We start from the raw sequence: 20826 nt of genomic DNA on the forward strand, positions 1-20826 counted from the left end.
AAACACGAAGCTGGCCAGGCGTTCCTCTCGTGGAGGCCACGCCTGGCTGGCTTCGAGGTGAGACCTCAGTGCACCGTCACCGTCCCGGTCGTGCCGTCGACGGTCAGCAACGTGCCCGACTTGATCCGCTTGGTGGCCTGCTCCACCGCGAGAACCGCCGGAATGCCCAGTTCACGACTGACGATGGCCGCGTGACTCAGCGGCGAGCCGACGTTGACCACGACGCCCGCGCAGGTGGTGAACAGCGGCGTCCACCCCGGGTCGGTCTCGGGAGCCACGAGGATCTCGCCGGGTTCGAGCTCCTCGGCCTCCGAGGGGTCCATGATCACGCGGGCCACGCCGGTCGCCGAGCCCGGGCAGGCTCCCAGACCCGAGAGGGTCTCGCCCGGACCGGCCACCGGTAGCGCCGACGGTCCGGTCCGCCGCTCCCACGTCGTCGGACTCGGCACGTCACCGGCGACCACGACGAAGGGCGGCTCCCGGCGTTCGAGCTCGGCGATCCACTCCTTGCGCTCAGCGATCACCGACACCACCGACGGATCGTCGATCAGTGCGCTCACCTCGTCGAGCCGCAGCAGCGCCAGGTCGTCGAAGGACTCGAGGACACCTCGGTCGGCGAAGCGCTTGCCCAGCTCCCGCAGCGGGAGGCGGGTCTCGTGCAGCGCCTTGATGAAGTTGGTCTTGCTCAGCTCGCGGGCGGGCATCCACACCGACAGCGCCGCGACCGCGGCCTGCAGCTGGCCCCATCCTTCGGCGTCGTCGGCGAGCCGAACCCTCAGCTCCTCGAGCAGTGCTTCGCGGCCCTGCGACACCTTCTTGCCGGTGGCTTCCGGCGAGCTGTCTTCCGGCAGCTTGCGGAACTGGTTGACGAGGGTCGCCACCATCTCCGGATGCGACTCCCAATCCGGCGGGAAGATGTCCCACTCCTGCGACGAGCGCGAGCCGTACTCGAAGATGAACCCGTCGAACTGCTCGACGAAGGACCTCGCCTCGACCTCACCGCGGCTGCGCAGCCGGTCGAGGACACCGTCGACGCCGACCTCGAACTCCTTGGTGACGAGGTCCGAGGCCGCGGCCAGCCTGCCGATCCGCCACAGCTCGATGGCCGGCGCCGCGGAGGCCACCCCACCCCAGCCACCCATCAACCGGACACCGAGTGTCGAATCATCGAACCGGCCCAGTGCCTCGTCGAGGAATCCGGTGACGATCGACGACTCGTACATCATCAGCATGTGCTTGCGCAGGAAGTCGGCGGTGTACTCGTCGTTGACCCGGTTCGAGTACGCGACCAGTTCATGGTCGGACATCGCGGAGTAATCGGGCCGGGCTCGACGCAACTCCAGCGCGCGCTGCGAATCCGCCTCGAGGTCGGGACGCGAGGTGGTGCCCATGACCCGGCCGATGCTCGCACCGATCCGCTCGGCATACTGCGGAGCACTGTCACCCGGTTGCTCCACATACTCCGGTGCACCGGTGCTGGACCCCAGATAGGTGCGGTCCATGAGTTCCGCACTGGCACCAGGCATCCGGACGCCGAACACTCGCTGGATGGACAGGTTGATGTAGATGTAGCCGTGCGCCACACCGATGATGTCGAGCGAGTCCGGACTGAACTCGCACTCGTCGAAGGCGCCGAAGTCGATGAGCGCCCGGCGCCAGGCGGTCTCCGAGCGCCACCCGCTGATCACGGTCTGCTGCAGCGGCGAGGCGACCATACCGGCCACCTCACCCGCATTGCCGCGGGTGTAGACCGGGAAGCGCTCGCTCAGGCGACTGTCGACCACCCAGGGCTTGTTCATGTCAACCATTGGTTTTCCGTCTCTCTCGTCAGGTGGCGACTCACCACGACCGCCCGGTCGCGCCCACCGATGCGGTGTTATCTACGCCACACCAGTTTGTCTAGCACTAGATTAGTTGTCAATAGACTATTGAGTCGTGGAACACTTTGAGCGCCGGCCCTCGCCCGCAGCTACCGGCCGGCGCTCTTGTGCTTTCATGTCGTTTGCGATCACACCGCGGCGAGGCAATGCCGGGCAGCCACCCTGCCGAAGAACGAACCGCCGCCGAGCATCATGCCGCTGCCATAGCCCTTGGCCGTCTGGATCACACTCGCGGCACAACTTCCGGCCGCATAGAGTCCCGGCACCGGCGCGCCGTTCGCGGCGACGACCCGGGCCTCCTCGTCCACCCGGAGCCCGCCGAGCGAGTGGTAGTGGTACTTCACGACGTCGGCCGAGAGATTGATGGCTGCATACGGGCCGTTCTTCAGCGGGACCAGCCAATCCGGATGCTTGCCGAACCGAGGGTCGCGGCCGACCGCCGCGAACTCGTTGTAATCGTCGAGCGTGCGCTGCAGCGCCCCCTCCGGAACCCCCAGTCCCGCTTCCATTTCCGGCACCGTCTCCCAACCGTCCACGAGCGCATAGCCGAACTGCTCGGAGAACTGCGGGTAGTCGAAGGTCTCGGAGTCGACGATGAGATACGCCTTGCGATCCGGCTGATCGAAGACGAAGGCGGCGGTCCGGCCGTGATAGCTGTCCTCGGCGACGAACCGCTGGCCGAACTTGTTGACGATGATGCCGCGTACCAGATCTCCGGGCGGGTAGATGCTCGCCGTCGCGTGGATCGCGCCCGGCGACTCGACGTCGGCACCGATCGCCTGGGCCATCTCGATCCCGGACCCGTCACTGGAGTCCTCGCCGATCGGCACACCGTTCTCGAGCAGGAACGGGTAGTCGCGGGCGACCATCTTCTCGTTCATCTGGAATCCGCCGGTGGCCAGCAGAACACCCTTACGAGCACTGGCTGTGTGGTCTTCGCCGTAGCGGCGGAACGTGGCTCCGTCGACCCGGCCCGCAGCGTCGGTCGTGAGATCGAGGACTCGTGCGTCGCCGATCACGCGCACACCCTCGTCTTCGCAGCGCTTCAGCAGCACTTCCATCATCTTCGACCCGGCATTGCCCGACGGACCGTTCACCAGGTGCCCGCGATAAGCCGGTGTCGCGAATTCGCGGTACGGCCAGACCTTTTCGTTACCACTGCTGTAGAGACCCGGGCCCTGGGGCGGGCAGATGTGCTTGTCCTTGTACAGCTCCCGGGTGAACGGAACGCCCTGCGCCTCCAGCCAATCGAAGTGCTCTGGGCTGCCGTCGCAGTAGCGGCGCAACACAGCCTTGTTCGACACGTTGCAGATCGCGTCCATGAAGCGGTACATCGCGTCCGGGTCGTCGTCGACGCCGAGGTCACGCTGCAGACGGGTGCCACCACCGAGGTAGATCACCCCCTCGGTCATCGCGCTGGTGCCACCACCCGAGGTGGCACGCTCCAGGATCAGCACATCAGCCCCTCGAGCACGGGCTTCCAGCGCCGCGCAGGCACCGGTCATGCCGAGGCCGACGATCAACAGGTCGCAATCCAGCGACTGGGTATCGGAGTGGGACATTTCTCTCCTCTGAGACGACGGACAAAGCCGCGCGACGGACGCCGACTGCCCGCCGAGGACTCGCCTGGTAGTCCACCGGGCCAGCGCCCGGTGCCGCCGCAAGGAACCGCGGCGGAGGCTGTGGCCGGAATCACATCGACCATTCGTAGACAATAGATCATGCGATTATCCATGTCACGACCTTTTGTGCAATCGATGCTACCAGGCATGATCCCAGGAAATTCCACGATCGCCGTGACGCCAACGTCCGCAGGAAGTCGTCGAAGTCCTGGACATGTGATCGCAATCACCCTAGTGTGCTCTACAACTCACTAGTTGATCCGTAGACCTATACCAGGCACTCGCAGTCCCAAGGAGGGCAGCACCATGTCCACAACCGAAACCTCCCTCGATCACCAACTCGCAGACTTCGACCTCTTCGACGACACCTGCTTCGCTCGGATGAACGAGGTGATGGAGCACGCCCGCAGCACCTGCCCGGTGGCCCACACCCGCGCACACGGAGGGATGTACCTGGTCACCACCTTCCCGCTGCTCAAGGAGGTCCTCTCGAATCCGGAGGTCTACTCCTCGACCGAGTCCACACCGCTGCCGAGCCCGGTGCGTCTGCCACCCCTGGATGTGGATCCCCCTCTGCACGAAGACTTCCGGAAGTTCCTCAACCCGTTCTTCACCCGGCCTCACCTGATGAAGTACGAGCCGGTCCTCCGCGATCTCGCCCGCACCGTCATCGAGAAGTTCCTCGACAAGGGGCAGGTTGACTTCATCGACGACTTCGCCATCCCGTTCACCTCGTCGGCCGCCGCGAAGATCGTCTTCGACGAGGACGACCCGTCGCGTCTGCAGCGTGCCGTGAAGGCCGTCGAGCGTATCGTCCGGGAGAACAGTCCGGAGTCCTATCAGGGACTCGCGGTCCTCGCCGCGGAGTATCTCGCCGAACGGGCCGAGACGGTCGACGACGGCAGCATCATCTCCGCCATCGCGAGCGCCACCGTCGACGGTCGCGCTCTCACCATGGAAGAACAAATCGGTGTGGTCACCGTCTTGTTCATCGGCGGACTCGACACCACCCGCGGCGCGATCTCCAACATCGCGGCCACCCTCGCGCATGAACCCGATCTGGAACATCGCCTGCGGCAGAAGAACTGGGTGAAGAACGACCTCGACGAACTGCTGCGGCAGCAGTCACCGGTCCTGGCCCTGCGACGCATCGTGATGCGCGACGTCGTCCTCGGCGACCAGCAACTCACCAAGGGCGACATCCTGATGCTGATGTACTCCTCAGCCAATCGGGACGCCGAACACTTCCCGGGCGCCGACATCCTCGACTTCGACCGGAAAGACAAGAACCACCTGGCGTTCGGTCACGGGACGCATCGCTGCCTGGGCGCCACCTTCGCCCGGATGCAGATCGACATCGCCTTCGACGAACTACTCGGCCGCATCACCAACGTGCGCCCGTCCGGACCGGACGCCGGACCGATCTATCAGGCCGGCGCCGTGTACGCCCCCACCCGGCTCGTCCTCGCCTTCGATCGCGTCGACAACCTCTGACCCACCCCGAACACCGCTTCAACCAAACAGGAGAACTGAAGTCATGGCATCACGTGCAGCCCAAATCGTCCGCGGCACACTCGGACTCGCCGACGAAGGCATCAACGGCGACCTCACCGACGCCAGCGTGGAGGGTCAGGCCGACCCGTTCCACGAGAACATCGTGGTCCGCGAGGCGGCCGAACTGCCCTACGGCGGCGAATGGAAGGGCAAGGAGGGCCTGCGCGCCCTCATGACCAAGATCCAGTCCCTGGCCAACCTGACCGTCAGCGACATCGACATCTTCGACGTCGACGAGCAGAACGTGATCACCCGCCAGACCGCCACCTTCAAGCGTGACGGCGCCGACGGAACGCTCTCCATCCCGATGGTCGAGGTGTACCGCTTCGAGAACGATCAGATCGTCGAGATCGACGTCTACTACAAGGACACCAAGGCGATGGTCGATTACCTGACCCCGTAAACCACAGCCTCCGTTTACCAGCTCGATCAGTCGAAATCGCACACCACGGCTGATCGAGCTGGTGCAGTCGACGACTTAAGCGATCGGAAATGAGCACCACAAGCGTGAACATGCTCAAGCAGATCGAAGCTTTTCAGCCCAGCCGGGCAAGATCACTTACGCAATGCGAACGCCACGTCGAAGTACACACGCGCTGGGCCTTGGAAGAATTGGCCGCCAGCAAGGCTCTTGTGCATTACCACACCGAACTTTCGACGCCCAATGGGACATCTGCGCCGTTTCGAACAGACCTCGGATGTGTGGCCCGCAGCATCGTTGCAGTTCAATCCGCCCGGAGCGGAGTTTCCGCCGGCGCTGGATCACCAGGTAATTGCTCGAAACCAACCGTCCGCTGGTGAGATCGAAGGCGATCGAGTCTTGCACATCGAAGGAGAGCAGGTCCTGCAGGAACTTCGTGTGCTCTTCGGAGAGCATCTCGAGGTGGACCGCCCTTCGGGTTTGGAGAGACCGGCGGCGCTCGCAGAGGCCGACAACCTCACCGACTCGTTGTCCTCGTTGATGAAAGACGCCTATGCGGCACGGCGACTGGTCGTGAATCGTGTGCAGAGCGAGAATGGGACCGCCCCGATCGACGAACCCGGCCAGACACTTACTGGCGAGGTGTTCGATTCCGAACGCCTACTGATGCTTGAGGCCTACTTCGACGACTCACACTGGGGTGACCGAATTTTCGCCCAGCCGGAGGGTTTTGCCTTGGTGCGAAGTTTGCTTCGCATCCGCGATCTCGATTCACCGCGGCATCGGGCAGACCAGGCATGATCGCCGGAGGTAGCCGGACGGTCTAGTTGGTCGCGGCACGCCCTCGTCGATCGAATGTCATCGATGTCCTCAGCGGAGAGGCGGCTCGCCCGGCGTACGACTCACTTCAATAGATCCCGATCAACGACGGGTCGGGGCCCGCGTCCTCGATGCTCCGCCGGCGCCGTCGGGCCGCGCGAAGACCACCACCGACGCTGCACTCATGGAACTGGATGCGTCCAACAGTCTTTCGCGCGCTCTGGCCGGGCGCCAGCAGCCGGCTGGTTGGGCCGACCGTCGCGATGTACCGGACTCTCGGTGAGGGGATCGAGGCCGGCCCCACCGGCACCAGACTGGCGTCCTTCGACGACGGCGTCGCCGACACCACGGTACACATGGCGATGCTCCGCTCGATCGTGAGCGGACGGCCAGAGGAAGTGCCCGGCGAAGGTCAACCCCGGATCACAAGCGCCCGATCACCGCGTCGGCGGTCCGGTGCGCTCAGCCGATCCCCGGCGCCGGCCCGGCGGGGTCAGCTCCCCGACCAATTCCCCTGACGCTTCTCCTTGAAGGCAGTCACGGCCTCGACCGCGTCGTTGCTGCGGTTGGAAAGCGCTTCGAGATAGAAGCCGGTGTCGAGCACCTGGTCGGTGGCCTGCGACAGCACCCGGTTGAGTGCCCGCTTGGTCAGCTGGGTCGCGATCGGGGGCAGGCCCGCCACGTGCGCGGCCAACTCCAGCGCGCGATCGCGGAGCCCGTCGTCCGACTCGACCAGATCGGTGGCCAGCCCAAGCTCGAAGGCCTCGCGACCGGTGAGCGGCTCGCCCCAGAGCAGCTTGCGTTTGGCGCGCGCCAGACCGGCGCTCAGCGGCCAGGTGACCGCGCCGCCGTCACCGGCCACCAGACCCATGTGGACGTGCGGATCCGCGAGTTTCGTCGTGGGCGTCACGACCACCGCATCCGAGGTGAACACAAGGCTCGTCGCGACCCCGAAACTGCTTCCCTGCACCGCCGTCACCAGAGGTTTGGGGAAGTCGGCGAAGGCTCGGAACAGCCGACGACCGTCGTCGACGCCGCGGAGCAGCACGGTGAGATCGTCGTGTCCTGCCAGGATCGTCTCCATGTCGCCGCCCGCCGAGAAGTGCCGGCCGCTGGAGGTCCACGCGACTGCCCGGACATCGTTGTCACGGGCGAGGTCGATCAGCACCCCCGGCAGTTCGTTGACCAGGGCGTCGTCGAACGCGTTGAGGACCTCGGGACGGTCGAGCCGTAGTTCGGCGACGTGATCGTGCAGCTCGACCGTGACTGTCTGATGATTCATGACTCTCCTCGATCGGTACCGGTCAGATTCGTTCCACGATTGTGGCCGTGGCCATCCCGCCGCCGGTGCACATCGTCACCAACCCGGTCGACAGGTCGCGGCGTTCCAGTTCGTCGATGACGGTCTGGAGGAGCATCGCGCCGGTGGCACCGATCGGGTGCCCGAGCGCGATGGCTCCTCCGTTGACGTTGACCCGGTCGGGGTCGATCGCCAAGTCCTTCATGACCTTCAGCGGGACAGCAGCGAAGGCCTCGTTGATCTCCCAGAGGTCGATGTCGGCGACGCTCATCCCGGCCTGACGCAGGCACTGCTCCGACGCCGGTCCGGGTGCGGTGAGCATGATGACCGGCTCGGCACCGAGCACCGCGCCGGTGACGATGCGGGCCCGGGGGGTCAGTCCGTGCGCCCTGGCGTACCGGTCAGAGGCGACGACCACGGCTGCGGCGCCGTCGACGACGCCCGACGAGTTGCCTGCATGATGGACGTGCTGGATCTCGCCGGCGGCCGGGTAGACCGCGCGGGCCATGTCGTCATAGGAGCGGCCCTGATCGTCGCGGGGCTTGGCTCCGGAGCGTTCGAACGACGGCGGCAGCGTGGTAAGCGACTCCGCGGTGGTGCCCGGGCGCGCGTGCTCGTCGCGGTCGAGCAGGACGGTGCCGTCGGCCCCGGTCACCGGAATCAGACTGCGCGCGAAGCGATCCTCCTTGATCGCCGTTGCCGCAAGCTCCTGGCTGCGGGCCGCGAAGGCATCCACGTCCGATCGGCCGAACCCTTCCAGGGTGGCGATGAGATCCGCCGAGATCCCCTGCGGCACCATCGGATACCGCTCACGCAGTACCGGGTTCCCCGCGTCGAGGGGCTGACCGTAGCTGTGCCGGGACATGGATTCGACGCCGCCGGCCACCACGACGTCCTGCCAGCCGGCGAGGACGCCGGTGGCCGCGGCCATGACCGCCTGCTGCCCACCGCCGCAGAAGCGGTTGAGGGTCAGTCCCGGCACACTGACCGGCCAACCCGCCGTGAGCACCGCGGATCGGGCGACGTCATTGGCGTGATCGCCGGCGTGCTCGCCGTTGCCCATGATGACGTCGGCGACGTCCTCGGGGGCCAGGCCGCGTTCGGTGAGCGCGCTCAGCAGACCGCCGAGCAGTTCCTGCGGGTGCACGCCGTGCAGCGCGCCGGACGGTTTGCCTTTGCCGCGCGGGGTGCGCACGCCGTCTATGATCCACGCTTCGGACATGGCGTCTCCTCAAAGTTCCTACGGTGCAACGATTGTCGTCGTCCGGATGGTTGGTGTCGGTGCGCTCACAGCGCGATCAGGTCGTGACTCACCGCGCCGGAGCGCAGTGCGGCACCGAGTTCGCGGTGCAGGCCGGGGCCACCGCCGAGCATCGGCTCGAGGGTCAGAGCCCGGCGTAGATAGCGGTGGAAGTCGTGTTCCCAGGTGAAGCCCATGCCGCCGAGAAGCTGCTGACAGCTCCGACGGGCCGCTGCCGAGGCACGTACGGCCGCCGCCTTGGCCAGTGCCGCCGACACCTCGCCACCGTCCTCCCAGGCGGCATCGGCCGCGAGTCGGGCCACCTCGGTCCAGAGCTTCACGTCGGCCAGCTGGTGCTTGACCGCCTGAAAAGACCCGAGGGCCCGGCCGAACTGGTGCCGGGACGCGACATGCTCGACGGTCATCTCCAGCATCTTCTCGCTCACGCCGATCAGTTCGTAGGCCAGCGCCCGACGGCCTGCCGCCAGCATCGCCGACCACGCGACATCGGGATCGATGCCTCTTGGCGTGCGCTTCTCGAGAACCGCCGGTGATCCGGTGAGCCGCGCCCACCCGGCCGACGGGTCCAACGGATCACCCGCGACGACACCAGGGTCGTCGCACAGCGCGAGGGTGAGTCCGCCGTCGGTCGCCATCACGACCAGGATCGGGCCATCGCCGGTGGCGAGCACCCCGTCGATCTCGACGCGATCTCCGACGAGTCGACCCGGGGCGCGAGTGCTGCCGAGCGCCGGGAGCACCACTCGCAATCCCGCCGGGTCGGCGACACCACCGGCGCGCACCAGAATCGGATCGAGCAGACTGCCCTGCGCCAGCGATCGACCCCAGATCGGCAGCAGCGTGCTCACCGCGATCTGCGCCTGATCGTCGAGGAGTTCCAGCCAGCCGAACTCGGTGATCGCCTTCCGCGCCGCCGCCGGGTCGGCCTCGACCGTCTGACGCAACGCTTCGGTGATCTGGGTGATGTCGTCGTCGTCCATGAAATGTCTCCAACCTCAGCGGGGCAGGCCCAGCAGGCGTTCGGCGATGATGTTGCGCTGAATCTCGACGGCGCCGCCGTAGATCGACGAGGCGCGGCTGTAGAGGTAGTCGTTGCGCCACTTCTCGTCGGGGTGTCCGAACACGGTGTCGGCGGACTTGCCGGCCAGGGCCACGTCGAACAGGAACTTCTCGGCCGTCGACATGGCCAGCTTGTCCAGCGAGGTGGTCGAACCCACCGGCTCGTCTGCGGACAACCTGGCCACAGTGCGCCGCGACAGCAGCCGCAGCGCGGTCAGCAGTTCCAGGGACTCGCCGATCGCGTCGTCCCCGACGTCGGCGGCCGGATCGGCGGCGAGCTCGTCGAGCCGCGACCGCAACCAGATCTGCCGCTGCCACGCCGCGGCGCCCCGCTCACCGGCAAGCACATGCGTGGCCACCGCCCAGCCGCCGTCGACCTCGCCGAGGAGTCGGCCCTCGGGAATGACGACGTTGTCGAAGAACAGTGAGCAGAACTCGTCGTCGCCGTTCATGCTGCGCAAACGGCTGACCGTGATGCCGGGGGTGTTCATGTCGAGCAGGAATGCCGAGATGCCCCGGTGGCCGGAGTCCGACGGCCCGGTGCGGGCCAGGAGCAGGCACCGGTCGGCGAGCTGTGCCCAGCTGGTCCAGACCTTTTCGCCAGAGACCTGCCAGCCGCCGTCGACGCGGACCGCCTTGAGCCGCAGTGAAGCGAGGTCGCTGCCCGCTCCCGGCTCGGAGAAGCCCTGGCACCACGTCTCCTCACCCTGGAGCAGTCGCGGCAGCGCCACCGCGGCCAGCTCGGCCGGGGCGAACTCGGCGACCGCCGGACCAAGCACCTCCTGGGTCGCGAAGGAGAACGGTGGCGGATAGCCGGCGTGGGCGAGTTCCTCGCTGATGATGCTGCGCAGGATCCGCCGGCCGCCGAGCCCGCCGGCGGATTCCGGCCAGCCCAACCGGATCCAGCCGGCGTCGTACAGCATCCGCTGCAGTCGGCGGAGCCGGTCGAAGATTTCGGTCAGTTCGCCGCCGGTCTCCCGGAACTGTTCCAGCGGTGCCCGGTTCTCGGCCAGCCACGTCCGGAATCCCGTGCGTGCCTCGGCGACGGTCTCCGGGACCATCAGCGTCTCTGCGGTCGTCACGACGCAGCCACCTCGTTGTCTGTGCGGATGCCGGCCAAGGCGGGCATGCAGTCCCAATCGGTCAGTACCTGCTCGGTGTCCTCGCCGGGTAGCCGGGGCGGAGTCGGCTCGGTCGCAGGCGTCCGGGAGAACCGCGGCGCGGGTGCAGGCTGGCGTACCCCTGCGACGTCGACGAAACCTGCACGGGCAGTCGCATGTTCACCATCCGGCGCCTCGTGCGGTGCCAGCACCGGCGACACACAGGCGTCGAGATCGGCGAACACCGCCGACCACTCGTCCCGGGTACGGGAGGCGAAGGCCTCCGCGAACCTGGTGTGCAGATGCGCCCAGCCGTCCCGGTCCATCTGCCCCGGCAGGGACGGGTCGTCGTCGAGCCCGAGACCGACCAGCAACTGCTCATAGAAGCGGCGTTCCAGCGCTCCCACCGCCATGTGCCCGCCGTCGGCGGTGCGATAGGTGTCGTAGAACGGTGCGCCGCCGTCGAGCAGGTTGGTGCCGCGTTCGTCGGACCAATGGCCTTCTGCCCGCACGCCGTGGACGAAGGCGGTCAGCAGTGCCGCGCCGTCGACCATGGCGGCGTCGACCACCTGCCCCCGACCCGACTGCGAGCGCTCGTGCAGTGCGGCGAGGATGCCCACCGCCAACAGCATCCCGCCACCGCCGAAGTCGCCCACCAGGTTCAGCGGCGGCAGCGGCCGTTGCCCGGCCCGACCGATCGGCTCGAGTGCACCGGCGACGGCGATGTAGTTGATGTCGTGGCCTGCGCGCGGCGCCAGCGGACCGTCCTGCCCGTAGCCGGTCATCCGGGCGAAGATCAGGCCCGGGTTGAGCTCGGCCAGGACCTCGGGACCCAGACCCAGACGTTCCATGACGCCCGGGCGGAAGCCCTCGACGAGGATGTCGGCCCGGGTCGCGAGGCGTCGTACCGTGGCCACCCCCTCGGGGGTCTTGAGATCGGCGACCACCGACCGGCGCGAGCGGACGAGCGGGTCCTTGGGACGACGCGGCGTACGGCCGGGTTTGGCCGGCCGGTCCACCGTGACCACGTCGGCGCCGAAGTCGGCGAGCATCATGCAGGCGAAGGGAGCCGGTGCGGCGCTGGCGATCTCCAGTACCCGCAGTCCGTCGAGTGGGCCGGACATCAGCGACTCCCGTCGATGCCGGCGATCATGCCGCGGGCGCTTCCAGGACGTGCACCGCGCAGGCCGATGCGAGGCCGATGACGTGGGTCAGACCCACCTTGGCGCCCTCGATCTGCCGGTCACCCGCCTCGCCCCGCAGGTGCGTGGCGACCTCGTACAGGTTGGCGATGCCGGTGGCGCCGATGGGATGGCCCTTGGACAGCAGGCCGCCCGACACGTTCACCGGAATCCGGCCGTCGCGCATCGGCGCGCCGGAGTCGATGAAGTCGCCGGCACCGCCGGGCTCGCAGAGCCGCAGGTTGTCGTAGTGGATGAGCTCGGCGGTGGCGAAACAGTCGTGCAGTTCCACCAGGTCGAGATCCTCGGGGCCGATTCCGGCGGCCTCGTAGGCCTGGTCGGCGGCCAGTCGGGTCAGGGTGTTGACATCGGGCTGGACCTGGCCACCGTCCGCCCACGGGTCCGAGGTCATCACCGAGGCGCTGATCTTGATCGCCCGACGTCGCACGTCGGGGTCGAGGGTCTTGAGCTTCGCATCCGAGACCAGCACCACCGCGGCGGCGCCGTCGCCGGTCGGGCAGCACATCGGCAGCGTGTTGGGGTAGCCGATCACCTCGGCGCCGAGTACCTCGTCGAGGGAGAACTCCTTGCGGTACTGGGCGAGCGGGTTGAGTGTCGAGTGGAGATGGTTCTTCACCGCGACCTTGGCGAACTGCTCGGTGGTGACACCGTGCGTGAGGGCGTATTCGGTGCCCGCCTGGGCGAAGACACCCGGCATCAGGCCGGTACCGAGCAGACCCTCGGGTTTCACCACGGCGCCGTAACGACCCTTGGGCGTGAAGATCTTCTTGTCGCCGGCCTTGCGGGCAGCTCCGCCGAGCATGCCCATCTTGCCCATCTTCTCGACGCCCACGGCGAGGGCCATGTCGCATTCACCGGCCTTGATGCCCATCATCGCCACACGCACCGCGGTCGCGCCGGTGGCACAGGCGTTGACCACGTTGTAGACGGGGATACCGGTCTGGCCGATCTGCTTCTGCAACCGCTGACCGTTGTGCGAGTTGGCCTCGTAGACGTTGCCCATCGTGAGCATCCCCATGTCGGCCATGCCCTGCCCCGAGTCGGCGAGGGCGTCGAGGGAGGCCGTCGACGCCAGATCCAGCAGATCCTGGTCGGCGAAGCGGCCGAACTTCGTCATCGATGCGCCGATGATCCACACGTTGTCACTCATGGTCATGCTCCGATCGGTTCGAATCCGAAGGCGACGGCGACGGTGCCGTCGTCGTCGGCGGAGGCCTCGAAGGTCGCCAAACGGACCTTCATCTCGGGTTGGATCACTTCGGGATCGGTGACACCCAGCAGGTTCGCCTTGACGATCCCGCCACCCTCGAGCTCCACGACGGCCGAGGTGAACGGGCCGTTCTTCGCACCGCGCTCGACGATCGTGTAGGCGCGCAGCACGCCTTCGGTGGCCAGCGGGCGGGTGCCGAACTCCGTGGCAAAGCACCTGGCGCAGGCGTTGCGCCGGTCAAAGTAGAGGGCGCCGCACTGTGCACAGGCCTGCGCGACCAGGTGTGGCTCATCGCCGAGCACCAGGTAATCCACCGCTGGAATGGTCTGCGTCATCTCACGCCTTCCGGGGTCGGGCCGGGCCCGGCAGGACCTAGCCAACTAAATAATAGAGTACTAGAGTATTTACTACACGACCATCTGGATGACAACCGCCCCGAGGAGACGCCATGTCCGACCCACAGCCCTTCGACCCCGCAGCGATCGGCGCCAGATCCGCCCCCAAGACGGTCCGCTGGACCTCGCGCGACTGCATGCTCTATGCACTGGGTGTGGGCGCGGGCACCGCCGATCTACAGTTCACGACCGACAACACCAAGGGCGTCGAGCAGCGCATGGTCCCGACGATGCCGGTGACGCTCGGCGTCGACTTCAGCGTCCTCAAGCAGGTCGGCCGATTCGACTGGGCAAAGCTGCTCCACGCCGATCAGCGAGTCGAGATCCTCGGCGACATCCCCGTCGAGGGCGAGGCGCAGGCGGTCACCGAGATCACCGAAATGTGGGACAAGGACAAGGCCGCGCTGATCGTCGCGCAGACCACCGGCACCGATGCCGACGGCCGCGTGCTGTGGCGCAGTTCGGCCGGCCTGTTCATCCGTGGGGTCGGCGGCTGGGGCGGCGCGCGCGGACCGGCAGAGTCGGCCGGAAAGTCGACCGAGGCACCCACCGACGACAGCAGGATCACCACGCTGACCTACGAGACCCACCCGGATCAGGCGCTGATCTACCGCCTGTCCGGCGACCGCAACCCGCTGCACTCCGACCCGGCGTTCGCCGCACGGGCCGGACTGGACCACCCCATCCTGCACGGGCTCTGCACCTTCGGCTTCGCCGGGCGTGCCGCGCTCGCCGTGGCGGGCAAGGATGCGACCCTGCGGTCGATGTCGGCACGATTCGCCGGCCCCGTCTGGCCCGGCGACACCCTGACCGTCGACCTGTGGCATCGCGACGACACGACGGTCGGCTTCCGGATGCGCGGCCGCGACGACAAAGAGGTCCTCACCGGCGGCCTGGCGAGTGTGGGTTGATCGGCATGAACACACCTGGCTGGCAGCCCCTGCTCGACCGGATCTCCGCCGAGTCCGACCCGGTCCGCCTGCGCAACCTCGAGGTGGTCGCGCGGCATGTCGTGGAAGAGGTGGCCGGGAACATGCCCGCCCTCATGGCGACTCTCGTCCCGCATCCCGAATACCGGGTGTGGGGAGCCTCCGACAGCGTCGGCCCGTCCGGCCGCGACGAGGTGGTGCAGTGGTACACCGCACTTCAGGCAGCCGACCGCAACCGGCTCGACTACGTGATCCACCGGGTGGTGGTCGACGAATCGTGCGTCGTCACCGAGGGTGACTTCCAGTACGCCATCCTCGGCCGGGATCTGGGCGGCGCCACCGCGACCGAAGCCGGTGAGACCATCCGCCCGGACGACTACCACCTAGTCACCCACCGCACCACCGTCCTGTGGCCGATCTCGTCGGACGGACTGATCGAAGGCGAGCACATCTACGCCGGTGAGCGCCATCGAATCCGGCGTCGGTTGGAGTCGGGCGAGTTGCCGCACCTGGGCCCGGCCACCCGCGCCGGGTGATCAGACGCCCGGTGATCACACGCACCGTGTCATCAGACGCACCGTGTCATCAGACGCACCGTGTCATCAGACGCACCGTGTCATCAGACGCACCGTGTCATCAGACGCACCGTGTCATCAGACGCACCGTGTCATCAGACGCACCGTGTCATCAGACGCACCGTGTCATCAGACGCACCGTGTCATCAGATCAGGACGACCGCCGCCGGAAGATCCCGGCGGCGGTCGTCCTCGGTCGTGCTCCGCGATCAGGCGAGCAGCTTGGGCATCCGCTCCCCGATGAGCGCCTCCGCCTCGGCGACGATGGAGCCGACCACCTCGCGACAGCTGCGCACCTCGTCGATGAGACCCTGCGCCTGGCCTGCCCACCACATGCCGCCGTCCATGTTTCCCTCGGCCAGCACCTCGCGTCGGCCGCGCTCACCCGACGCCAGGTGGGCCACGTCGGCGAACGTCGCGCCGGGACGCGCCGAGATGGCCGCGATCTCTTCGGAGACCGCGTTGCGGGCGACCCGTGCGGTGTTGCGGAACTCCCGGAACACGAGAATCGTCGACCGCTCGTCATTCGCCACGATCTGCTGTTTGACGTTCTCGTGCACCGGCGCCTCGGTGGTGGCCACGAATCGGGTGCCCATGTTGATCGCGTCCGCGCCCAACGCGAGCGCGGCGACGAGGCCTGCGCCGTTGGCGAAACCCCCGGAGGCGACGATCGGGATCGACAACGAGCGCGCCGCCGCGTTGATGAGGACCAGACCGGGCACGTCGTCGTCGCCGGGATGTCCGGCGCATTCGAAGCCGTCGATGCTGATGGCGTCGACCCCGACCCGCTCGGCCTTGAGGGCATGCCGAATGGCCACGGCCTTGTGGACGACCTTCACCCCGGCCGCCTTGAAGGCGGGCATGTGCGGTTCCGGGTTGGCGCCTGCGGTTTCGACGATCGAGACCCCGCCCTCGATAATCGCGTCGCGGTACTCGTCGTAGGGCACCGGATCCACCGTCGGCAGGATGGTGAGGTTGACGCCGAACGGCTTGTCGGTGAGGTCGCGCACCCGGCCGATCTCCGCGGCCAGCGCCTCGGGGGTCGGCTGCGTCAGGGCGGTGAGGAAGCCGAGCGCTCCGGCCTCGGCCACGGCCGCGATGAGTTCGGCCTTGCCCACGGCCGTCATGCCGCCGCAGACGATCGGGTGGTCGACTCCGAAGATGTCGGTGAAGCGTGTCTTGATCACAGCAAAACTCCTACAGAACGATTTCGGGCCGTTGGCGCGGTCCGGAAAGGGCGATAAGAACGTCGGCGGTCAGAAGCTGCCGGTGTCGAACCAGCGCTCGAGTTGCTCGCGTCGGTCGTCGTTGACGTACTCGATCCGGGTGTGGGTCACGGGGCTTGTGGCGTAGACGGCCGAGATCTCCCCCGTCGACCGCCACAGCACTGCCTCGACGGTGATCAGCGGGTCGGCGTCGAGGGAATCGAGCCGCCGCACGATGTCGGACTCCCAGACCCCGACATGATGCAACCCGATCCGTTCTGCCGCATAGATACCCGTGCCGTGGGCGGCGATCAGCTCGAGCCGGTGCGGGCCGGTCCGGCTGTAGGTCACCGTCAGCTCCATCGGCCCTTCGGTGCCGGCGATCCGGTCGTCGAACCGGGGCACGGTGAGCGTCGTCGGGGTGTTGAACTCGTAAGAGATCTCACCGCTCAGACCGGCCGTGGCCTTGCCGAGGTCGTCGACGAGAATGCCGGAGTGATAGGGGATCTGGGCAGCCATCAGGGGCTCGTTTCGTCGGTTGGTGCGGGTCTCAGGTCACGCCGGGCGGTCGGCAACCCAGTGCAGTGCGTTGTGCAGCAGTCGCTGGAACGATGGATTGCCGTACGCCGACGGTCCGTCGCCGAACTGGAGGTAGACGATGCGGCTGCGGTCGTGCGGGCGTTCCCACGCCACGACGCCTGCGCCGGGCTCGTGGTGCCAACCGTCGTTGGTGTCGCGTCGGCCCAGAACCGCGTTCCAGGTGGACCAGTGGTTGTCGACGGTCAGTGCCGAACGCGTCGTCAGGAGCGGCCGGATGTCCGGCGAGACCTCGCACAGATAGGTCTCGTCGGTGATCTCGAAGCCGTCGACGAGTCCGGCGGTGACCGGATGAACAGGGTCGGTGACCGAGATCGTCTGGTTCACCTCGTGGCGGTACCCCGAATCCGGGGCGTCCTCGTCCCGCAGGAAGCGGAATCGTCCGCCCATGACGCCGGCGTACTCCGGCCAGGTCGGCCAGGAGGCCAGGGCATGGTGCATGAACACGAAGCCGTGCCCCCGCTCGACGGCAGCCAGGAAGTTCCGCCGGAACTCCGCCGACGGCTCGTGCAGGTCTGGTGGGCTGTGGTCGGGATGGAAGGTGTAGCCGGGCATGTCGTACATGAGGTACGCATCCCATTCGGCGGCGATTTCGGGGCGGAAGAAGGCCTCCGCGGCAGGTTGCTCCGCCTGACTGACCGCGAGGCCGTCCAGACCGTCGAGCATCGCCGCGAACCCGTTGCGCTCGAACTTGTGCCCCCGGGTGACCGCGAGTACCCGCTTGTCGTTCTCAGCCATAGGACTTGGCGCCCATCACTTCTCGGCCATCCGGTGGACGCCGCGGTCGGCGGCCACCCATCCGGTCAGCTGCGGGTCGGCACCGATCTTGTCGCCGGAGACCCAGCGGCCGTCCGCGGTGAAGACGGCAACCTTGCCGTCACGCTGCGTGACCTGGACCCGCCGCTCACCGAGTGGCTCGTAGAGTGCACCGCTGTACGGATGTCGCAGTCCGTGCATGTCAGTCCTCCTCCATGTAGGCGTCCATCAGCTGATGCATCCAGCGGATGTTGTCCTCCTGGTACTGCGCGAAGGTGACCGTCTTCTTGGAGGCGGCCTCCATGCCGTACTGGACCTTCTCCATGTTGTAGACATCCTGGTCGAGGATGTTCCCGACCAGCCCCAGCTCCGACCGGCTACCGAACGAGGTGTCGGCGTCGAGCTTGATCTCCTCGGCCGGCGGCGGCCGCTCACCGGTGTACGGCCCGATCAGGAAGACGTCCATGATCGACTCGCGATGGTTGTCGCCGTATGGCCGGAACCGGTAACAGAGCCGGTGCACGCCGCCCCACGGCATCATGTTCGGGAAAACGGTGTAGGTGAAGTTGTCCACCAGTTCGCAATCGGCCCAGTCCTCGATCTCGTCGCCGATCAGACCCCGCCACTTCTCGCGCGAGTTGCGGACCACGAAGTCACGCGCGGTCTCGCCCTCGAGGGGCTGGACCGGCAGGTCTTCGTCGACGCGGACGTCCATGGTCGCCTTGAGCATCTCCTCGGTCGTGGGATCGCCGAGGGTCATCGGGCCGACGACCTCCGACGGGGTGACGAACCGGGCGAAGTTGTCGTAGCAGTCGACCTGGCACACCCCGAAGGCCGCGTAGGGCACGGTCTGCGGATGGGTCGCCGCGGCGTGCCAGCACTCCATGTACGCCTCCTGCGCGACCTTCCAGTTGCAGCGCAGGACCTTTGACACATGGGCCTGGATGTAGCGGTCCTCGAGCTTCCACTTGGCGAAGTGCTCGGTCAGCTCACCCAGGTAGTCGTCGAGCGGCTCGGCGTCGGGATCGGGGTTGATGAACACGAAACCCGCCCAGGTGCCGACGCTCACCGCAGGCAGCGAGAAATCGTCTTTCTCGACGTGCGGGAATTCCCAGGGCGCCGGGATCTGCTTCAGTGCCCCGTCGAGGTCCCAGCTCATGCCGTGGAAGGAACAGCGGATCTCCGAGCACCAGCCGTCGAAGTCCTTCAGCTGGCGCCCCCGGTGCAGACAGGCGTTGGGATAGGCCCGGATGGTGTCCGGCGCCGATCGGATCACCAGGTACTGCAGGTCGGCCACGGTGTAGACGATGTGGTCGCCGACGTCCGGGATGTTCTCCTCCCGGCAGACGAACTGCCACGTCCGCTTCCACACCCGATCCTTCTCACGGAGATGCCACTCGCGGCTGGTGTACCGCTCGATCGACGCCTCGGTCCACGAGAACTCACCCCGGTTCTCCTGCCGAATGTGTTTGGGCACTTCATGTGTGTCCAAATCGAGCACGTCCTGGTAGGACAACAGCCGATCCCCGACATCCAACCGCTCGCCCATGACTCCTCCACTTCCCGACTTGTCTGTGTTTCCAGTTCCGAAAGGCCCGGATTCAGTGCTGCACCCGGGACAACAGGCCTCCGTCGACCACGAGGTTCACGCCGGTACAGAACGCCGCGCGACGACTGACCAGGAAGGCCACGCCGTGTGCAACGTCGTCGACGGTGCCCAGCCGACCGAGCGGCACCCGGTCGACGACGGTCTGATAGGTCTCCGGCCGAGCCTGCCGGACCGTGTCCCAGGCACCGCCCGCGAACTCGATCGGTCCCGGTGAGACCGTGTTGACCCGGATGCCCTCGGCGGCCCAGCTGCGGGCGAGTGCCGATGCGTGGTGCAGGACGGCCGCTTTGATGGCACCGAACGAGTTGGGTCCGGACGGGAGATCGACGTCGAGGGCACTGGTCGAGCTGATCGCGACCACCGAACCCGCATCGGACTGCGCAAGATGCGGACGGGCGGCGTCGGCGAGGATCGCAAACGCCTGCAGATCGCCGCGTGCACTGGTCACCCAGGCGTCATCGCCCTTGACGCTTCCCGGCGATGCGTTGGAGATCAGGATGTCCACTCCGCCGAGCGCGTCGGCCGCGGCGCCGATGAAGCTGCGCGCCGCGTCGGGATCTGCGACATCCACCGACAGCGGGTGGGCTTCGGCCCCTGACTTCCGCAGCCCCTCGGCCGCTTCTGTCAGCGGCCCCTCGCTGCGGGCACCGATCACGAGCCGGCACCCCTCGGCGGCGAGAACCTCCGCGATGCGCAGGCCGATTCCGCGACTCGCGCCGGTGATCACCGCGCGCATTCCGTTCAGACCGAGATCCATGGTCGCCCTTTCATCTGGTGTCCTAAGTATTCCATATTTCGATTATTTATGTCTAGAGTAAAGCGTCCGACACCCCTCATCGAAAGCGGAGAATCCCGTGACCATCGTTCTCTCCAAGCCCGTCGTCGACTTCGGCATCGTGACCACGAACCCCGATCGAATGACCGAGTTCTACGGCACGACGATGGGCCGCCCCCAGCTCGATCCGATTCAAATGGACGGCTTCTCGATCAGCCGGTTCCAGCTCGGCGACACCGTATTGAAGGTCCTCGTCTACGACGCCGAACCCACGGCGACCGCCGCCATCGGCGGTATCGGCGACGGCACCGGCATCCGGTATCTCACCATCTCGGTGGCGAATCTGTCCGAACTCCTCGAGGCCTGCCGCGCATCGGACACGGGATCGGTGGTCGACGAACCGGTCGAGGTCCGCCCCGGCGCCTGGATCGCCTTCGTCGCGGACCCCGACGGCAACATCATCGAGCTGGTGCAGCGCGGCGGCACTCTCTGAGGCCGCCGCACACAATCCCCGCACCGCCGTCGCTGCCCTCTCACGGCGGCGGTGCGGACCCCGC

General features: G+C 67.1%; 22 protein-coding genes. 6 read left to right on the top strand and 16 right to left on the bottom strand.

The window, feature by feature from the left end:
• Positions 1-65: 65 nt before the first annotated feature.
• Both HYG77_RS40785 and HYG77_RS32875 read right to left on the bottom strand, forming a co-directional pair.
• Positions 66-1799, bottom strand: a complete 1734-nt coding sequence (locus HYG77_RS40785; protein ID WP_280123331.1) for a PEP-utilizing enzyme — start codon at positions 1797-1799, stop codon at positions 66-68.
• 209 nt (positions 1800-2008) lie between these two features.
• Complete coding sequence (locus HYG77_RS32875; RefSeq protein ID WP_208963824.1) at positions 2009-3442, bottom strand: FAD-dependent oxidoreductase; 1434 nt, start codon at positions 3440-3442, stop codon at positions 2009-2011.
• 366 nt (positions 3443-3808) lie between these two features.
• Between HYG77_RS32875 and HYG77_RS32880 the strand changes: the two genes are divergently transcribed.
• The 3 genes from HYG77_RS32880 to HYG77_RS32890 all read left to right on the top strand — a co-directional run bounded on the left by HYG77_RS32880 (position 3809) and on the right by HYG77_RS32890 (position 6278).
• On the top strand, positions 3809-4996 hold the full coding sequence (locus HYG77_RS32880; protein ID WP_208963825.1) for a cytochrome P450: 1188 nt from the start codon (positions 3809-3811) through the stop codon (positions 4994-4996).
• 43 nt (positions 4997-5039) lie between these two features.
• Entirely contained in the window at positions 5040-5459 is a 420-nt protein-coding gene (locus HYG77_RS32885) for a nuclear transport factor 2 family protein (protein ID WP_208963826.1), read from the top strand.
• A 417-nt stretch (positions 5460-5876) separates the two neighbouring features.
• Entirely contained in the window at positions 5877-6278 is a 402-nt protein-coding gene (locus HYG77_RS32890) for a hypothetical protein (protein WP_208963827.1), read from the top strand.
• Between the two features lie 106 nt (positions 6279-6384).
• Here the strand turns inward: HYG77_RS32890 and HYG77_RS32895 are convergent, their stop codons facing one another.
• The 8 genes from HYG77_RS32895 to HYG77_RS32930 form a co-directional block, all read right to left on the bottom strand.
• Positions 6385-6654, bottom strand: a complete 270-nt coding sequence (locus tag HYG77_RS32895; RefSeq protein WP_208963828.1) for a hypothetical protein — start codon at positions 6652-6654, stop codon at positions 6385-6387.
• 135 nt (positions 6655-6789) lie between these two features.
• Entirely contained in the window at positions 6790-7578 is a 789-nt protein-coding gene (locus HYG77_RS32900) for an enoyl-CoA hydratase/isomerase family protein (RefSeq protein WP_208963829.1), read from the bottom strand.
• A 22-nt stretch (positions 7579-7600) separates the two neighbouring features.
• Positions 7601-8818: an acetyl-CoA C-acetyltransferase gene (locus HYG77_RS32905; protein WP_208963830.1), complete on the bottom strand. Its 1218-nt coding sequence runs from the start codon at positions 8816-8818 to the stop codon at positions 7601-7603.
• A gap of 65 nt (positions 8819-8883) precedes the next feature.
• On the bottom strand, positions 8884-9837 hold the full coding sequence (locus HYG77_RS32910; RefSeq protein WP_208963831.1) for an acyl-CoA dehydrogenase family protein: 954 nt from the start codon (positions 9835-9837) through the stop codon (positions 8884-8886).
• 15 nt (positions 9838-9852) lie between these two features.
• On the bottom strand, positions 9853-10998 hold the full coding sequence (locus HYG77_RS32915; RefSeq protein ID WP_244461463.1) for an acyl-CoA dehydrogenase family protein: 1146 nt from the start codon (positions 10996-10998) through the stop codon (positions 9853-9855).
• Positions 10995-12140, bottom strand: a complete 1146-nt coding sequence (locus HYG77_RS32920) for a CaiB/BaiF CoA-transferase family protein (RefSeq protein ID WP_208963832.1) — start codon at positions 12138-12140, stop codon at positions 10995-10997. The genes HYG77_RS32915 and HYG77_RS32920 overlap by 4 nt, the downstream gene beginning before the upstream one ends.
• A gap of 25 nt (positions 12141-12165) precedes the next feature.
• Positions 12166-13368, bottom strand: coding sequence for a thiolase family protein (locus HYG77_RS32925; RefSeq protein WP_208963833.1), 1203 nt, complete (start codon positions 13366-13368; stop codon positions 12166-12168).
• A 2-nt stretch (positions 13369-13370) separates the two neighbouring features.
• Complete coding sequence (locus HYG77_RS32930; protein ID WP_208963834.1) at positions 13371-13763, bottom strand: OB-fold domain-containing protein; 393 nt, start codon at positions 13761-13763, stop codon at positions 13371-13373.
• A 113-nt stretch (positions 13764-13876) separates the two neighbouring features.
• Here HYG77_RS32930 and HYG77_RS32935 point away from each other — a divergent pair, with 113 nt between their 5' ends.
• Together HYG77_RS32935 and HYG77_RS32940 are read left to right on the top strand one after the other, a co-directional pair.
• Positions 13877-14734: a MaoC family dehydratase gene (locus tag HYG77_RS32935; RefSeq protein ID WP_208963835.1), complete on the top strand. Its 858-nt coding sequence runs from the start codon at positions 13877-13879 to the stop codon at positions 14732-14734.
• 5 nt (positions 14735-14739) lie between these two features.
• Positions 14740-15288 carry a nuclear transport factor 2 family protein gene (locus HYG77_RS32940; RefSeq protein WP_208963836.1) on the top strand — a complete coding sequence of 183 codons (549 nt, stop codon included), beginning with the start codon at positions 14740-14742 and terminating at the stop codon, positions 15286-15288.
• A gap of 248 nt (positions 15289-15536) precedes the next feature.
• Here HYG77_RS32940 and HYG77_RS32945 read toward each other — a convergent pair whose 3' ends face one another.
• The 6 genes from HYG77_RS32945 to HYG77_RS32970 all read right to left on the bottom strand — a co-directional run bounded on the left by HYG77_RS32945 (position 15537) and on the right by HYG77_RS32970 (position 20251).
• Positions 15537-16514, bottom strand: a complete 978-nt coding sequence (locus HYG77_RS32945; protein ID WP_133987203.1) for a nitronate monooxygenase family protein — start codon at positions 16512-16514, stop codon at positions 15537-15539.
• A 69-nt stretch (positions 16515-16583) separates the two neighbouring features.
• Positions 16584-17051 carry a VOC family protein gene (locus HYG77_RS32950; RefSeq protein WP_208963837.1) on the bottom strand — a complete coding sequence of 156 codons (468 nt, stop codon included), beginning with the start codon at positions 17049-17051 and terminating at the stop codon, positions 16584-16586.
• A 36-nt stretch (positions 17052-17087) separates the two neighbouring features.
• Entirely contained in the window at positions 17088-17867 is a 780-nt protein-coding gene (locus HYG77_RS32955; RefSeq protein WP_208963838.1) for a ThuA domain-containing protein, read from the bottom strand.
• 15 nt (positions 17868-17882) lie between these two features.
• The gene (locus tag HYG77_RS32960) at positions 17883-18086 is read right to left on the bottom strand and encodes a hypothetical protein (RefSeq protein WP_208963839.1); all 204 of its coding nucleotides are present in this window, start codon (positions 18084-18086) and stop codon (positions 17883-17885) included.
• Position 18087: 1 nt separating this feature from the next.
• Entirely contained in the window at positions 18088-19434 is a 1347-nt protein-coding gene (locus tag HYG77_RS32965; RefSeq protein ID WP_208963840.1) for an aromatic ring-hydroxylating dioxygenase subunit alpha, read from the bottom strand.
• A 52-nt stretch (positions 19435-19486) separates the two neighbouring features.
• Positions 19487-20251, bottom strand: coding sequence for an SDR family oxidoreductase (locus HYG77_RS32970; RefSeq protein ID WP_208963841.1), 765 nt, complete (start codon positions 20249-20251; stop codon positions 19487-19489).
• Between the two features lie 97 nt (positions 20252-20348).
• On the opposite strand from HYG77_RS32970, the gene HYG77_RS32975 reads away from it, so the two are divergent.
• Positions 20349-20762 (top strand): VOC family protein, encoded by a 414-nt coding sequence (locus tag HYG77_RS32975; RefSeq protein WP_208963842.1) that lies wholly within the window; start codon positions 20349-20351, stop codon positions 20760-20762.
• Positions 20763-20826 lie beyond the last annotated feature (64 nt).

The organism is Rhodococcus sp. ZPP (genome assembly GCF_017656075.1).
Lineage (GTDB): Bacteria > Actinomycetota > Actinomycetes > Mycobacteriales > Mycobacteriaceae > Rhodococcus_F > Rhodococcus_F oxybenzonivorans.